The following is a 15,192-nucleotide window of genomic DNA, read 5'->3' as shown; positions in this document are numbered from 1 at the left end:
GCGAGGCAAAAACGGGTGAGGAAGCGGAGTTTACGAGCTGTAAATGAGCATTCCGAACCCGTTTTTAACGAAGCATCACCGAGCGCAGGCACTTTTCGTACAGAGCCTAGTGACTTCACTTATTGATCAGCTTTAATAACGGCAGATATTCAGCATGGCCAACCGGAGCAACGCCGGAGGCGTGCTGCATGTTGAGGAAGTCGGCAAGGCTCTGCGGATGACTGAGCATGACCTGGCGCACCCGTTCCTTCAGTTCCGGGCAGATGCGGGCGCTAAAGACGTAGGGGTCGTAATAGATGGGGGCAGACTGCCACAGCAATCGGAGCGTATCGCGCTCCATACGGCCGTCACTTAGGTAGGCATCGGCCCGCACACTGGCAACAAAGGCTGCATCCACCCTGCCTTCCAACAGGGCATCCAGAGAGTTGTCGTGGGAGCCGCTGTAGCTTACGGCACTGAAGAATCTTTCCAGCGGCAAATTCGTCTGAGCCGAGAATTCGGTTTTTGGCACCAGGCTGCCTGAGGTGCTGGCCGGGTCGCTCAAGGCAACGCTTGCGCCGCGCAATTCATCCAGATCGCTGGCGCCGTCACGGCGCACCATCAACAGCGCACGGTAATGGTGGCCAGCCGGGGTGAAGTGCCCTTCGCTGAGGGTGAGGCTCGCGAAGGGCTCGATGCCGGGCTCTCGCAGATAGGCCTGTATATAGGAGGCCGGTCCCAGCCAGGCGATATCCACCCCGCCGGAAACGATCGCATCGATCACGCTCTCGTAGGATGAAACCGCAACCATATCCACTGGCATCTTGAGTTCGTCGCTCAGTAGATTCAGGAGTGGCCGATATTCACGCATCGTCACTTGCATGCTTTTTTTCGGGATCACCGCCAGGCGCAAGCTGGGCTGGGTGCATTCCGCCATTGCCGCCAGCGGCAGTAGCAGCGTGCAGATCAGGCCTGCCGCGGCGCTTATGAAACGCATGCTTTTTCCACCGCGCCGGTATATGGGGAATATGGGCCAAGCTGTTCTGCGGGCAGCGGCCGGCTGAAGTGATAGCCCTGAGCGATGTCACAGCCGGACAGCTTGAGATAGACCAGCTGCTCGCGCGTTTCCACACCTTCGGCGATCACTTCCAGACCCAGGCGCTTGGCCAGAATGATGGTGGAGGTGACGATGGGGTTGTCGTCGTAGCTGTTGGACAGTGGCGCGATCAGTGCCCGATCGATCTTCAATTGGCTGAGCGGCAGCGCGTGCAGATGGGCAAATCCCGCATAGCCCTGGCCGAAATCATCGAGGCTGATGTACATGCCGGCGCTGCGCAAACGCTGCAGATGCTCAATGGCCAGGCCCTCGGCATCCACCGCAAAGGTTTCGGTGATTTCCAGTTCCAGGCAGTGAAACTCGAGATCACGCTGCCCCATCTCGCTCAACAGGCGCTCGCTGAAATCGGCCTGACGCAATTGCAAAGCCGAGATGTTAACCGCCATCCGCGCCGAGCAGCCTTGCGCCTGCCAGCGCTGCAGTTCATCAAGGGCGAGATACAGCACTTCCCAGCCGAGTTCGACGATAAAGCCGCAGCGCTCAGCCAGGGCTATGAAACGATCCGGGTAGAGCAAGCCGAACTGCGGATGCTGCCAGCGCACCAGCGCCTCATAGCCGACGACCTGCATCGTCTCCAGGCGAATCTGCGGCTGGTAGTGCAGCACGAACTGGTGCTCGTTCAAGGCCGCCCCCAGCGACTGCTCCAGCGCGAACTCCTCGACGTCCGACAGGTTCAGCGAAGGGTCGAAGAACCGGTACTGACCACGCCCCGACTGCTTGGCCGAGTACATCGCGGCATCGGCATAACGGATCAGATCGTCAATTTCCTGCCCGTCCCGCGGGCAGATGCTGACGCCGATGCTCGGACTGGTATGGACCTCATGCTCGTCGAGTGAATACACCGTCGAGAGCTTCGCGACCAACGCGCGCACCCAGCTGTCGATCTGCTCCTCCGTGCGGTCCCCGGCCAGCAGCACCACGAATTCATCACCGCCGAAGCGTGCCGCCTGGTCCTCTGGCTCCAGCGCCCGGCTGATGCGCCCGGCCACCGCCTGTAGCAGCAAGTCGCCGACCTTGTGCCCGAGGGAGTCGTTGATCGACTTGAAGCGGTCCATGTCGATAAACAGGATGGCCATCAAGCGCCGCAAGTTGCGCTGCCGCACCAGGGCTGCCGTGGCGTTTTCCATGAACTGGCGGCGGTTATGCAGGCCGCTCAAATGATCCGTCGCGGCGGCATGGCTACTACGACGATGCTCGTCCTCCAGCTTGTCGATCAGCTCCTGATTGACGCGGTGCGCCTGCTCCAGCGCGAGAAAGGCCTCCTGTCGCCGGCGCAGCACACGCAGCACCCAGAACATGCAACCAAGGATAAGCACGGACATGCCCAGGTTCATCCAGAACTGCCGGACATAGGTAAGCCGCTGGGATCTGAGGATTTCCTCGTAGCGCTGACTGACTACCACACTGAAACCGCGTTCACGGACGCGGCTATAGAGGCTCTGGTATGCCTGACCGGCGCCGTAGTGCGTGGTTTTCCCGCTGGTCTGCTCACCGTGCGGCAAACCATGGCTCAGGCGCGTGCCCATCACCATCACGCCACGGTCGCTGATGTGCAGGCGCTCATGATCGCCGCTGTCCAGCAAGCGCACCAGGCCGCTGCCGCCCAGATCGGTGTTCTGAAACAGAATTGCCAGATAGCCGATATCCAGCTGGACCTGAAGAATGCGCTCCAAGGCTCCGGTAGCCGGGTTGTTCAGCGGCAGGAGAAAAGGCAGACGCCAGCTGGGTGACGATGCCTCCTCTACCAACAACCGTGGCAAGTAGGGTTTGGACCCATAAAGCGCCCGGTGCTCCTGAAACTCCAGCAGCCACTGCTCGGGCAATTGCTGGAGTTCATCCGCGTGGCTGGACGACAGCAGCAAACCGCTCGCGTCGTGCAGGCTCATGCGTTTTAGAACCGGATCTTCGGCCAGCATCCGTACCATGCTGCGGCCATCGAGGCTCAGGCTGCCCTCCTCGACCTGCGTGATCCGCCCAATCACCTGGGCACGATCAACCAGTTGCCGGAGGTTTTCCGCAGTGATACTTGCCAGATTGAGATGCTCGGCCGCCTTTGCCTCCAGGGCCTCCTTGCGTGATGTCGCTTCCTGCTGCGCATGCAGTCCCCACATAAAGACCAGCGTCGCGGTGCAGAGCGATAGCAGCGAGATCTGGGGAAGCCTGGGTGAGGACAAAAACCGCTGCTTCACTTGATGCCCTTCCACTCTTCAAATGGTGGCAAATTAATGCCACGGCATGACAAAGCGATGACAAGCCAAGCCGGCACCTTCCTATCACAACGCATGGCCCTTGCGCGTGCACCGGTTGCTCTCAACGGTCAGAAACGAAAGCCAACGCTAATAACCAAATAGCATATAAACATCATTAAACGTTTCTAGACACTCTAAGCCCCACCCTCTATCGTGCGCCGCGGGCCGGTTGGCTGGTCCGCTTCTGTTGTAGGCACGCAAAGGAAACCCATGCTCCCTGAATCGCTGCAGCTTTATTTCGTCTGCGCCGTGCTGGTGTGGGTACTGGTGTCTTTCGTACGTGAGAGCTGGAGCCCGGATATCGTGGTGGCGATTGCCGTGGCGGTATTGTTGGGCACGCAGCTGCTGGCGCCGGCCGAAGTGCTTGGCGTGCTGTCCAACTCGGCGCCGGTGACCATCGCCTGCATGTTCGTGATTTCCGCGGCACTGGAACGAACCGGCTGCATCGATGCGCTGGGCAACTGGCTGGGCGATCTGGTGGGCACCAGTCCAACCCGGGTACTGGCCGGCCTGACCATTACCGCGCTGGTCATTTCCGCTTTCCTCAATAACACCCCGGTGGTGGCGATTCTCACGCCGGTGGCCATTTCCCTGGCCCGGCGTGCCGGCACCACGCCTTCCAAACTGCTGATTCCGCTGTCCTACGCGACCATCCTCGGCGGCACGCTGACCATGATCGGCACCTCCACCAATATTCTGGTCGATGGCGTGGCGCGCAAGGCCGGTCTTGAGCCCTTCGGCATGTTCGAGATTACCGGCGCGGGGCTGATTCTTGCGGCGGTGGGCATGCTCTACATGCTGACTCTGGGCAAGCGCCTGCTGCCCGAACGCGACACGCTCTCCAAGCTGATCGGCCCGCGCCTGGACCGTACCTTTATGACCGAGCTGCGCGTCCCCTTCGGCTCATCGGTGATCGGCAAGAGCATCAGCGAGGCAAATCTCAATGGCGGCAGCGGCCTGCAGGTTTTGCAGATCAACCGCGGCACCAACCTGTTCAGCCGCCCGGAGCATGATTTCATCCTGCAGGCGGGAGATCTGCTGATCATCCACGGCCAGGTCAAGGATGTGGTGGACCTGCGCGGCAGTGGCCATTTGGCCTTCAGTCGCAGTGATGCCTTCGAAACCATCAGCAGCGATGACGTGACGCTGGTAGAGGCCATCGTCGGCCGGGATTCGCGCTTCAGCCACCGCCCCATGCGCGACTTGGACCTGTCGGCGCGCTACGGCATCAACGTCCTGGCAGTGCATCGCCAGGACGAGAATATCCAAGGCAATTTCGACGACTTCGAGCTGCAGTTCGGCGATGTGATGCTGGTGGAAGGCTCGGCCACGCAGATCAAGCGTTTCGCCGACAACGGCGGGCTGATCAGCCTCAACACCGTGCAGGAGCGCGCCTACCGCCGCGACAAGGCGCCCATCGCGATCATCATCACCCTGGCGGTAATGCTGCTGGCCGCGGTGGGCGTAATGCCTATCGAGGGGCTGGCGATCATGGGCGCGGCGGTGGTGCTGGCGACGCGCTGTCTGGATGTCGAGGATGCCTACAAGGCGGTGGACTGGAAGATTCTCGGTCTGATTTTCGGCATGCTGGCGCTCAGCGTGGCCATGGACAAGGTCGGGCTCGTGGAGCTGATCGTCACCAATGTGGTCACCCTGACGCCCTGGGCCGGCCCGCTGTTTATGCTGTCGTTCATCTACTTCTTTACCTCGACGCTTACCGAGTTGCTGTCGAACAACGCCGTCGCGGTGCTCGTCACCCCCATCGCCATCGGCCTGGCGCAGCAGTTCGGTATCGACCCGCGGGCGTTCGTGGTGGCGGTGATGTTTGCCGCCAGCGCCAGCTTCGCCACACCCATCGGCTACCAGACCAACACCTTCGTCTACACCGCCGGCGGTTACCGTTTCAGCGACTTCGTCAAGGTCGGGATGCCGCTGAACATTCTGCTCTGGGGCGCGGCAACAGTGGTAATTCCGTGGTTCTGGCCGCTGGTACCGGTGTAAGCGGAAGGCTTGCCGCAGATCATTGACCGACCCGTGGATTGATCTCATGCTCGCGTTCTTTCAGACAAGAACAAGGAACGCACATGAAACTGGAAACTCTGGCGATCCACGCCGGCTACAGCCCCGACCCGACCACCAAGGCCGTCGCGGTGCCCATCTACCAGACCACTTCCTATGCCTTCGACAGCACCCAGCATGGTGCCGACCTGTTCGATCTGAAGGTGCCGGGCAACATCTATACGCGCATCATGAACCCCACCAACGACGTGCTGGAGCAGCGAGTCGCGGCCCTGGAGGGCGGCGTTGCGGCGCTGGCGGTGGCCTCGGGCATGGCGGCCATCACCTATGCGATTCAGACCGTCGCCGAAGCCGGGGACAATATCGTCTCGGTGGCCAAGCTCTACGGCGGCACCTACAACCTGTTTGCCCACACCCTGCCGCGTCAGGGCATCGAGGTGCGTTTCGCCCCTCATGACGACATCGCGGCGCTGGAAGCACTGATCGACGACCGTACCAAGGCGGTGTTCTGCGAATCCATCGGCAACCCGGCGGGCAACATCATCGACATCCAGGCCCTGGCCGATGCCGCCCATCGCCATGGCGTACCGCTGATCGTCGACAACACCGTCGCCACGCCGATCCTCTGCCGTCCGTTCGAGCATGGTGCCGATATCGTCGTGCATTCGCTGACCAAGTACATGGGCGGCCACGGCACCAGCATCGGCGGCATCGTGGTGGATTCCGGCAAGTTTCCCTGGGCCGAGAACAAGGCGCGTTTTCCGCTGCTCAACACCCCGGACGCCTCCTACCACGGCGTCACCTACACCGAGGCCTTTGGCCCCGCCGCCTTCATTGGCCGCTGCCGCGTGGTGCCGCTGCGCAACATGGGCGCTGCGCTGTCGCCGTTCAACGCCTTCCTGATTCTGCAGGGGCTGGAAACCCTGGCGCTGCGCATGGAACGCCACTGCGAGAACGCGCTGAAGGTCGCCGAGTACCTGCAGCAACATTCGCAGGTGGAATGGGTTAACTACGCTGGCCTGCCCGATCATCCCGAGCATGCTCTGGCACAGCGCTATACCGACGGCAAGCCCGCGGCAATCCTGTCCTTCGGCATCAAGGGCGGCTTCGATGCCGGTGCACGCTTTATCGATGCACTCAACCTGGTGGTGCGGCTGGTCAACATCGGCGATGCCAAGTCCCTGGCCTGCCACCCGGCCTCGACAACCCACCGCCAGCTCAACGATGAAGAACTGCAAAAGGCCGGCGTGCCCCGGGACATGGTGCGGCTGTCCATTGGTATCGAGCATATCGACGACATCCTCGCCGACCTGGAGCAGGCGCTGGAAGCTTCCAAGGGCTGACCGACGCCTGGAAGAACTCCGCCGCGCAGGCGGTCGGAGTTCTTCCTTGGCAACCTCCAGTTCAGGGCGGCACGGCCTTGAGTTTCACTCGCCTGCCGCCATCTACAGCAGACGCCTTACTGGAGCACCCGCCATGACCGATTCACTCGTCGTTCCCTGCGCGCACTGCGCCGGGCTCAACCGCATCCCCTCCGACCGCATTGGCCAGCAGCCGCGCTGCGGGCGCTGCAAGGCCGACGTTCTGCTGGCAAAACCCTTCGACGTTAACCAGAGCAGCTTCGCCCAGCAGATAAAGGGCGACCTGCCGCTGTTGCTGGACGTCTGGGCCAGTTGGTGCGGCCCGTGCCGCAGCTTCGCGCCGATCTTCGAACAGGCTGCCGCTCAACTTAATGGACGCTGCCGGTTGGCCAAGCTGGACAGCGAATCCAACCAGCAACTGTCCGGCCAACTGGGCATTCGCTCCATCCCCAGCCTAATCCTGTTCAGAAATGGCCAAGAGGTGGCCCGGCAGAACGGCGCGGTGCCGCTGCCACAACTACTGGCCTGGCTCGCGCAGCAGGGTATTTGAGGCCTTCCGCAGGCAAGCATTTTCAGCGATACCCAAAACCCGATAAAAAGTTCCGCTCAGAAGCCCACCTCCCGTCCGCAGCGTTTGCCTCGCGAGGATGGCGAACGGATAATGCCCGCACTTTTTTGCTGCATTTACCGACAGTCGCCATTCATGGACCGATACGCCAATAACAAGAACCGCCAAAGCGCGAGGGTCTGCTGTCGCTTCCGCGCAAGCCGCGATGAAACGGCAACGGACCCTAGGTATCTACCGTGATTCAATTCGACATTGATCAGTGGCATGCCTGGGCTCCAGGCCTGACAAGTGCCAGCGATTGGACGGCCTGGGCGCGCGATCCCCATTGCCTCGTAGATGACAGCGAGCCAGACGTCAGCTTTCTTCCGGCCTTGCAGCGCCGCCGCCTGAGCCGTCTGGCCCGCATGGCATTTGCCGTGGCCACGCCGCTGGCCGAAGGCCAACCGCCGATGCCGCTGGTATACGCCTCGCGCCACGGTGAAACCCCACGCACCTTCGCCATCCTCAGCGACATGGCACGTGAAGAGGCCCTGTCACCCACGCAGTTCAGCCTCTCGGTGCACAACGCGATCATCGGTCTGTGGTCGATCCAGCAGAACGACCACAGCGAAATGACCGCACTGGCCGCCGAAGGCGACGGGCTGGAACACGCCCTGCTCGAAGCCGCCATGCTGCTGGCCGAAGGCGCACCCTCGGTGCTGGTGGTAGTCACTGAAGACCGGCCGCCGGCCGCCTACCAACCCTGGATCGACGATGTCCCCTTCCCTTATGCCGTCGCTCTGCGCGTCACCGCCGGTCAAGGCTGGACGCTGAGTCTTGAGGCGAGTGACGACCCGCACTCGCCAGGGCCGTGGCCCCATGCACTGGAACTGGTTCGCCTGCTAAGCGGTACGCAGACATTACGCATACATCAATGGAATAAGCGTCGATGGACCTGGCGGAAAGCACAGTGAACAACCACATCAACCCGCCGTGGCTGTGGCGCCTGATCGCCACCGGCCTGTCCTTTCTGCTGTTCGGCGTGGGTGGGTTGATCCTGCGCCTGGTGGTGTTCCCGCTGCAGTCCCTGCTGCCCGGTGACGCCCTGCGCCAGCGTCTGCGTGCGCGCAAAACCGTCAACCGGATGTTCTGGCTGTTCGTGCAGTTCATGTACCGCAGCGGCGTGCTGACCTATCAGGTCGAGGGTGTCGAGCGCCTGGGCCGTCCCGGCCAGCTGATCATCGCCAACCACCCTTCGCTGATCGATGTGGTGGTGTTGATCGCGCTGATCCGCGACGCCAACTGCGTGGTCAAGCAGAGCCTCTGGGACAACCCCTTCACCCGCGGCCCGATCCGCGCGGCGCAGTACATCAGCAACAACGGCAGCGCGGAAATGCTCGACGAAGCTGCCGGGGCGCTGCAGCAAGGCCAGACTCTGATCATTTTCCCCGAAGGCACCCGCACCACACCGGGCCAGGCGCCGCAGTTCCACCGCGGAGCTGCAGCCATCGCCCTGCGCGGTGCGCAACTGGTCACGCCGGTGGTCATCAGCGTGACGCCCACGACCCTGACCAAGGCTGAGCCCTGGTACCGCATTCCGTCACGACGATTTCATTTTCACTTGCGGGTCGGCGATGATATCGACCCGCAGACATTCGCCGACCGAGGCTCTCTGCCAATCGCCTCGCGGCAGCTCAACGACCATCTGCACCGACACTACATAAAGGAGCTCGCAATCGATGAGCCAACTGCAGCTTGAGATCAAGCACCTGATCATTGATGCACTGGGTCTGGAAGACCTCACGCCGGATGACATCGCCGCCGACCAGCCGCTGTTCGGCGAAGGCCTGGGTCTGGATTCCGTGGATGCCCTGGAGCTGGGCCTCGCCATCCAGAAGCGCTTCGGCATCAAGATCGACGCCGACGCCAAGGACACCCGCAAGCACTTCGCCAGCGTCGATAGCCTGGCTGCCTACATCAGCGCCAACCGCGCGGTCGCCTGAGGAGGTCAGCACGTGAATACTCGCGACGAGATTTACCAAACTCTGCACGAGGCGCTGGTCGAACTGTTTGAGCTGGAGCCTGAGCGCATCAGCTTGGAAGCCAACCTTTATCAGGATCTGGAGATCGACAGCATCGATGCCGTCGACCTGATCGACCATATCAAGCGCCAAACCGGCAAGAAGATTGCCGCCGAGGAATTCAAGTCGGTGCGCACCGTGGGCGATGTGGTCGAGGCGGTCTATCGGCTGCTCAACCCGCAAACCGCCTGAGTGGGGACCTGCAACTGAAGGTTGCTCGACCACCCATGCCAACAGCCAGCGCTACAGGCAAGGCCACTGTCCATCGGCTGATAGGCCTTGGCCTGTTGCTGGTCGGCCTGACCTATCCCTTTATCGTTTATCTGGGCATGGGGCACCTCTCGCCACGGCTGTTCGCCCTGATGCTGGGTACGCTCTGGCTGGCCCGTGCGCTGAGCCCACGGCAGACGCCGCTGAGCCGCACCCTGAGCATAGCGGCGCTGTCGTTCTGCCTGGTCCTGGCACTGGCCGACAGCAGTATCCTGCTGCTGGGCTACCCGGTGCTGATCAACCTGGCATTGCTCGCGCTGTTCGCCGGCAGCCTTTGCTCCGGCATGCCGATCATCGAACGCCTGGCGCGGTTGCAGGAGCCTGAGCTGCCACCCGCTGCGGTGCGTTACACCCGCAAGGTGACCTGGGTATGGGCGGGCTTCTTCTCAGTCAACGCAGCCATCGCTACGGGGCTTGCACTCTGGGCACCGCTGACCTGGTGGACCTTGTATACCGGGCTGATCGCCTATCTGTTGATGGGGCTGCTGTTTGCCGGAGAGTGGCTGGTGCGCCAGCGCGTAAGGAAAGCGACATGAATTGGATTGCCCTGGAACACCTGCTCGACCAAAGCCTGCAAGCGCGCCCGGTCACGCTTAGCCCGGCACTCGATCACGCCGAGCTGCGCCTGCAAGCCCTGCGCCTGGCCAGCGGCCTGCAGGCCCGTGGCGTGCGCCGCGTCGCCGTGCATCTCGAAGACGCCGCCGAACTGGCTGTCGCCCTGCTGGGCGCCTGGCGTGCCGGGGTTAGCGTACTGCTGCCTGCCGACCTGCAACCGGCCAGTCGCGCCCGCCTGCAGGATCAGGCCGAGCTCTGGCTGACCGACCACGAAGGCGACACGCGCCTGGAGCAACTCTTCGGCGAGCCCCTGGATGGCGCCGAACTGGATCTGGACCAATGCCACCTGGTGCTCTGCACCAGCGGCTCCAGCGGCGAGCCCAAGCTGATCGACAAGCGTCTGCGCCAGCTGGCCAACGAGACGCAGATCCTCGAAGCCCAATGGGGCGCCGAGCTGGGCGATGCCTGCATCATCGGCAGCGTGGTCGCGCAGCATATTTACGGTCTGCTATTCCGGGTGCTCTGGCCGCTGTGCGCCGGGCGCGTGTTCCTGCGCCGGGCGCTGCCGTTTCCCGAAGATATCCAGCAGGCCAGCCGCGACCATCAACATTACTGCTGGGTCGCCAGCCCGGCGCTGCTCAAGCGCATGGGCGACAATCTCGACTGGCCGGCGCTGCAAAGCGTACGTCGGGTGTTCTCTTCCGGTGGCCCTCTCCCGGCCGAGGCGGCGAGCCGTTTGCGACAGCACCTCGGCCAGGCACCGACGGAAATTTACGGCAGCTCGGAAACCGGCGGCATCGCCTGGCGCCAGGGTGGCCACCTCTGGCAGCCCTTCGAGGCCGTCGAGCTGGACCAGGATGAAACAGGCGCCTTGCGTATCGCCTCACCCTGCCTGCCTCCCAACCATATCGAACAGACAGCTGACGCCGCTCAGATCCACAGCGACGGTCGCTTCGAACTGCTGGGCCGACTGGACCGCATCGTCAAGCTGGAAGAAAAGCGCATCTCCCTACCCATGCTGGAAAAAGCGCTGGCCGAACATCCCTTCGTCAGCGAAGCGCGCCTGGGCGTGGTCGAAGAAGGCCGCGCCTCGCTGGCGGCGCTGGTCGCACTCAGCGAAGACGGCCTGCATGCCCTGCGCAACGGCGGTCGGCGCGCACTGACCGACAGCCTGCGCAAGCACCTGGCGGCGCATTGCGAGGCGCTGGCGCTGCCGCGGCGCTGGCGGCTGGTGCGACAACTGCCATGCAATGCCCAGGGCAAGCTGCCCCAGGCCCAGCTGGACGCCCTGTTGCGAGCGCCGCGCACGCTGCAGCCGGAACGCCTGCGCACCCACCAGAACGGTGACGAGTGGCAACTTGAGCTGGAAATCCCGGTGGATCTCGCGCATTTCAGTGGTCATTTCCCGCAAACGCCGGTGCTTCCCGGCGTGGTGCAGATCGACTGGGCGATAAGCCTGGCAGGCGAACTCATCGCCGATTTGCCACCCAGTTTCCAGGGCATGGAGGTGCTCAAGTTTCAGCAGCTCGCCCGTCCCGGCGACCGCCTGCAGCTGACCCTGCGCTTCGATGCCGAACGCAGCAAGCTGCACTTTGCCTACCGCAACGGTGAAGATGCCTGCTCCTCGGGGCGTATTCTGCTGGACCAACCGGCATGAGCAGTATCGCCCCGTCGGCCCCTCAGCCTGTTGTCCCGCAGCAGCTGGCGCTGGAAATCGAGGACGATTTTCGCCCCTGTGCGGTGGTGCCGGTCTACAACCATGAACGCACCCTGCCGGCGGTGGTTGCCGCACTGCTTGCCGAGGATCTGCCGTGCGTCCTTGTCGATGATGCTTCGCGGCCCGAGGCGGCGCAGGCCATCGACGAGCTGGCCAAGCATCCCGACGTGCATCTGGTGCGTCATACGTATAACCAAGGCAAGGGCGGCGCAGTGACCAGCGGCCTGCGTGAAGCGGCTCGACTGGGCTTTACCCACGCGTTGCAGGTGGATGCCGACGGCCAGCACGACCTCAGCTGCGTGGGGCTATTTCTCGACCGCGCCTGTCAAGCACCCGAAGCGCTGATCTGCGGCTATCCGCTCTACGATGCCAGCGTGCCCAAGGGTCGCCTCTACGCGCGCTACCTCACCCACGTCTGGGTCTGGATCAACACCCTGTCATTGTCGATCCGCGATTCCATGTGCGGTTTTCGGGTCTATCCGCTGGCACCGACGCTGGTGCTGCTCGACTCGGTGGAGCTGGGCAAGCGCATGGACTTCGACACCGAAATCCTGGTGCGCATGCACTGGCGCGAGCAGCCCATGGTCTGGCTGCCGACTCGCGTGCACTACCCCAAGGACGGCATCTCGCACTTTCGTCTGTGGCTCGACAACCTGCTGATCTCGCGCATGCATGCACGGCTGTTCGGCGGCATGCTACTGCGCGCGCCCCGGCTGCTCTGGCGGCGGTTCCTCCGATGAGCCGCGCTTCGCCACGCGGCAACCACTGGGCCAACCAGCGCGAGCGCGGCAGCTTCGCCCTGATGAAGCTCACCGTCGGCGTGGTGCGGCTGCTGGGCCGCCGCGCCATGACGCCCCTGCTGTACCTGATCGTGCTGTATTTCTACCTGTTCGGTCGTAACGCCCGCGACAGCGCCTGGAATTACCAGCGCAACCTGGCCAGCTGGAGCGGGCGCGCGGACCTGACACCGAGCAGCGGCTCGGTCTACCGGCAGTTCATGGCCTTTGCCGACGCCTTGCTGGACAAGGTCGATGTCTGGGGCGGCCGTATCCGTTTCGACCAGCTTGAAGTGGACGACCCCCACGGCATCCGCCCACTGATCTGGAACGGCGGGCAGCGCGGGCAGATGCTGGTCGGCGCGCACCTGGGCAACCTTGAAGTATGCCGCGCCATGGCCGAGATCGGCGGCAAGGTGAAGATGAACATTCTCGTCCACACCCGCCATGCGGAACGCTTCAATCGCCTGCTGGAAGAATCGGGCGCGAACAACCTGCGCCTGTTCCAGGTCAGCGAACTGGATACTGGCGTCATGCTTGAATTGTCGCGTCGGCTGGATGCCGGGGAATGGCTGGCGATTGCCGGCGACCGCGTGCCGCTGCATGGCGCGCGTACCGCCAACGCAGACTTTCTCGGCCAGCCAGCAGCCTTCCCGCAAGGCCCGTGGCTGCTAGCCGGGTTGCTGGAGTGTCCGGTGAACCTGCTGTTCTGTCTCAAGCATGGTCCGCGCTACCGCATCCATCTGATGCCCTTTGCCGAGCGCATCGCCTGGCGACGCCGCGAACGCGATGCGGTGGTGGCGCAATGGGTCCAGCGCTATGCCGATGCGCTGGCCGCTCGTTGCCTGGAGGCACCCTTGCAATGGTTCAATTTCTACCCTTTCTGGAATACCCATGACCGACGCGACACTTGAACCCATCATCTTCGGCGAGAACCACCTGAGCATCGAGGACGTGCTGGCCGTGGCCGAGCGCCGTGCACCCGCGCGGCTGCAGGCTGACGAGCCTTTCCGGCGGCATATCGCCCGCGGCGCCCAGTTTCTCGACACCCTGCTCGACCGCGAAGGCGTGATCTATGGCGTCACCACCGGCTACGGGGATTCCTGCGTGGTGGCGGTGCCGCTGTCCCAGGTCGAGGCTCTGCCGCAGCACCTGTTCACCTTCCACGGTTGCGGCCTGGGCAAACTGCTGGACGCCGAAGCCACCCGCGCCGTGCTGGCCGCTCGCCTGCGCTCGCTGACCCACGGCATGTCCGGGGTGCGCATCGAGCTGCTGGATCGCCTGCAGGCGTTCCTTGAGCACGACATCCTGCCGTTGATTCCCGAGGAGGGTTCGGTGGGTGCCAGCGGCGACCTGACACCGCTGTCCTACGTGGCCGCAACCCTGGCCGGCGAGCGTGAGGTGATGTACCAAGGCCAGCGCCGCAGCGCCGCCGAGGTCCATCGCGAACTGGGCTGGACGCCATTGACCCTGCGCCCCAAGGAAGCCCTGGCGCTGATGAACGGCACCGCCGTGATGACCGGCCTCGCGTGCCTCGCCTATGCCCGCGCCAACTACCTGCTCAAGCTGGCCACGCGCATCACTGCCCTCAACGTGGTGGCGCTGGAAGGCAACCCCGAGCACTTCGACGAGCGCCTGTTCGCGGCCAAGCCCCACGCCGGGCAGAACCAGGTGGCGGCCTGGATTCGTCAGGATCTGGCCATCGATGCGCCTGCCCAGCCATTGCATCGCCTGCAGGACCGCTACTCCATCCGCTGCGCGCCCCACGTGCTCGGCGTGCTGGCCGACAGCCTGGGCCTGCTGCGCCAGTTCATCGAGACCGAGCTCAACAGCGCCAACGACAACCCCATCATCGATGCGGAAAACGAGCGTGTGCTGCACGGCGGGCATTTCTACGGCGGTCATATCGCCTTTGCCATGGACAGTCTGAAGAACCTGGTAGGCAACGTCGCCGACCTGCTCGACCGTCAGCTGGCACTGCTGGTCGATACCCGCTACAACCACGGCCTGCCAAGCAACCTCTCCGGCTCGCCGGCGGCCACGGCGATGATCAACCACGGCTTCAAGGCGGTGCAGATCGGCGCCAGCGCCTGGACTGCCGAGGCCCTGAAAAACACCATGCCGGCCAGCGTCTTCTCGCGCTCCACCGAATGCCACAACCAGGACAAGGTCAGCATGGGCACCATCGCCGCGCGTGACGCTCTGCGCAGCCTGGAGCTGACCGAGCAGGTCGCAGCGGCCACGCTGATCGCTGCCAACCAGGGTGTCTGGCTGCGTCAGCGCGAAGCCGCCGCCCGCCCGCTGCCGGCACCTCTGGCGGACATGCGGTCTCAGCTGGGTGAGGATTTCCCACCACTGATTGAGGATCGCGCGCTGGAAGCCGAGCTGCGCCTGTGCCTGCAGCGCATTCGCACCCGCTACTGGAGGCTCTATGACTGACTTGCTGGGTGGGAGCGGGCCATGCCCGCGATGCCTTTTCCAGATGCCATTCGCGGGCGCGGCCCGCTCCGACGAGGGAATG

At 63.4% G+C, this 15,192-nt stretch carries 14 protein-coding genes; 12 read left to right on the top strand and 2 right to left on the bottom strand.

The genetic code is table 11. The features are described from left to right. Positions 1–115: 115 nt before the first annotated feature. Together BN1079_RS14215 and BN1079_RS14210 are read right to left on the bottom strand one after the other, a co-directional pair. Positions 116–976: a phosphate/phosphite/phosphonate ABC transporter substrate-binding protein gene (locus BN1079_RS14215; protein ID WP_037025552.1), complete on the bottom strand. Its 861-nt coding sequence runs from the start codon at positions 974–976 to the stop codon at positions 116–118. Continuing rightward, complete coding sequence (locus tag BN1079_RS14210) at positions 964–3,285, bottom strand: putative bifunctional diguanylate cyclase/phosphodiesterase (RefSeq protein WP_037025548.1); 2,322 nt, start codon at positions 3,283–3,285, stop codon at positions 964–966. The genes BN1079_RS14215 and BN1079_RS14210 overlap by 13 nt, the downstream gene beginning before the upstream one ends. 270 nt (positions 3,286–3,555) lie before the next feature. Here BN1079_RS14210 and BN1079_RS14205 point away from each other — a divergent pair, with 270 nt between their 5' ends. The 12 genes from BN1079_RS14205 to BN1079_RS14150 all read left to right on the top strand — a co-directional run bounded on the left by BN1079_RS14205 (position 3,556) and on the right by BN1079_RS14150 (position 15,110). Next, entirely contained in the window at positions 3,556–5,346 is a 1,791-nt protein-coding gene (locus BN1079_RS14205) for an SLC13 family permease (protein ID WP_037025546.1), read from the top strand. Positions 5,347–5,429: 83 nt separating this feature from the next. After that, positions 5,430–6,707, top strand: a complete 1,278-nt coding sequence (locus tag BN1079_RS14200) for a bifunctional O-acetylhomoserine aminocarboxypropyltransferase/cysteine synthase (protein ID WP_037025543.1) — start codon at positions 5,430–5,432, stop codon at positions 6,705–6,707. 133 nt (positions 6,708–6,840) lie between these two features. Beyond that, positions 6,841–7,275 carry a thioredoxin TrxC gene (trxC, locus tag BN1079_RS14195; protein ID WP_037025539.1) on the top strand — a complete coding sequence of 145 codons (435 nt, stop codon included), beginning with the start codon at positions 6,841–6,843 and terminating at the stop codon, positions 7,273–7,275. Between the two features lie 254 nt (positions 7,276–7,529). Next, entirely contained in the window at positions 7,530–8,246 is a 717-nt protein-coding gene (locus tag BN1079_RS14190) for a beta-ketoacyl synthase chain length factor (protein ID WP_037025537.1), read from the top strand. Continuing rightward, entirely contained in the window at positions 8,222–9,031 is an 810-nt protein-coding gene (locus BN1079_RS14185; protein ID WP_037025535.1) for a lysophospholipid acyltransferase family protein, read from the top strand. The genes BN1079_RS14190 and BN1079_RS14185 overlap by 25 nt, the downstream gene beginning before the upstream one ends. Then, positions 9,012–9,275, top strand: coding sequence for a phosphopantetheine-binding protein (locus tag BN1079_RS14180; RefSeq protein ID WP_037025533.1), 264 nt, complete (start codon positions 9,012–9,014; stop codon positions 9,273–9,275). The genes BN1079_RS14185 and BN1079_RS14180 overlap by 20 nt, the downstream gene beginning before the upstream one ends. A gap of 12 nt (positions 9,276–9,287) precedes the next feature. After that, positions 9,288–9,545 carry an acyl carrier protein gene (locus tag BN1079_RS14175; protein ID WP_037025531.1) on the top strand — a complete coding sequence of 86 codons (258 nt, stop codon included), beginning with the start codon at positions 9,288–9,290 and terminating at the stop codon, positions 9,543–9,545. 35 nt (positions 9,546–9,580) lie between these two features. Beyond that, complete coding sequence (locus tag BN1079_RS14170) at positions 9,581–10,159, top strand: COG4648 family protein (RefSeq protein ID WP_037025529.1); 579 nt, start codon at positions 9,581–9,583, stop codon at positions 10,157–10,159. Continuing rightward, positions 10,156–11,835, top strand: a complete 1,680-nt coding sequence (locus tag BN1079_RS14165; protein WP_037025525.1) for an acyl-CoA synthetase family protein — start codon at positions 10,156–10,158, stop codon at positions 11,833–11,835. Before BN1079_RS14170 ends, BN1079_RS14165 begins: the two co-directional genes overlap by 4 nt. Then, complete coding sequence (locus BN1079_RS14160) at positions 11,832–12,635, top strand: glycosyltransferase family 2 protein (protein WP_081950836.1); 804 nt, start codon at positions 11,832–11,834, stop codon at positions 12,633–12,635. The genes BN1079_RS14165 and BN1079_RS14160 overlap by 4 nt, the downstream gene beginning before the upstream one ends. Next, positions 12,632–13,585 carry an LpxL/LpxP family acyltransferase gene (locus BN1079_RS14155; protein WP_037025524.1) on the top strand — a complete coding sequence of 318 codons (954 nt, stop codon included), beginning with the start codon at positions 12,632–12,634 and terminating at the stop codon, positions 13,583–13,585. Before BN1079_RS14160 ends, BN1079_RS14155 begins: the two co-directional genes overlap by 4 nt. Then, positions 13,566–15,110 (top strand): HAL/PAL/TAL family ammonia-lyase, encoded by a 1,545-nt coding sequence (locus BN1079_RS14150; protein ID WP_037025521.1) that lies wholly within the window; start codon positions 13,566–13,568, stop codon positions 15,108–15,110. The genes BN1079_RS14155 and BN1079_RS14150 overlap by 20 nt, the downstream gene beginning before the upstream one ends. Positions 15,111–15,192 lie beyond the last annotated feature (82 nt).

Origin of the sequence: Pseudomonas saudiphocaensis (assembly GCF_000756775.1) — a bacterium.
Lineage (GTDB): Bacteria > Pseudomonadota > Gammaproteobacteria > Pseudomonadales > Pseudomonadaceae > Stutzerimonas > Stutzerimonas saudiphocaensis.
This window is presented reverse-complemented; position numbering and strand designations above follow the sequence as displayed.

Coding starts and splice junctions, on each gene's coding strand:
- BN1079_RS14215 (WP_037025552.1), bottom strand. CDS start 976: ATGCGTTTCATAAGCGCCGCGGCAGGCCTGATCTGCACGCTGCTACTG.
- BN1079_RS14205 (WP_037025546.1), top strand. CDS start 3,556: ATGCTCCCTGAATCGCTGCAGCTTTATTTCGTCTGCGCCGTGCTGGTG.
- BN1079_RS14200 (WP_037025543.1), top strand. CDS start 5,430: ATGAAACTGGAAACTCTGGCGATCCACGCCGGCTACAGCCCCGACCCG.
- trxC (WP_037025539.1), top strand. CDS start 6,841: ATGACCGATTCACTCGTCGTTCCCTGCGCGCACTGCGCCGGGCTCAAC.
- BN1079_RS14185 (WP_037025535.1), top strand. CDS start 8,222: ATGGACCTGGCGGAAAGCACAGTGAACAACCACATCAACCCGCCGTGG.
- BN1079_RS14180 (WP_037025533.1), top strand. CDS start 9,012: ATGAGCCAACTGCAGCTTGAGATCAAGCACCTGATCATTGATGCACTG.
- BN1079_RS14170 (WP_037025529.1), top strand. CDS start 9,581: ATGCCAACAGCCAGCGCTACAGGCAAGGCCACTGTCCATCGGCTGATA.
- BN1079_RS14165 (WP_037025525.1), top strand. CDS start 10,156: ATGAATTGGATTGCCCTGGAACACCTGCTCGACCAAAGCCTGCAAGCG.
- BN1079_RS14160 (WP_081950836.1), top strand. CDS start 11,832: ATGAGCAGTATCGCCCCGTCGGCCCCTCAGCCTGTTGTCCCGCAGCAG.
- BN1079_RS14155 (WP_037025524.1), top strand. CDS start 12,632: ATGAGCCGCGCTTCGCCACGCGGCAACCACTGGGCCAACCAGCGCGAG.
- BN1079_RS14150 (WP_037025521.1), top strand. CDS start 13,566: ATGACCGACGCGACACTTGAACCCATCATCTTCGGCGAGAACCACCTG.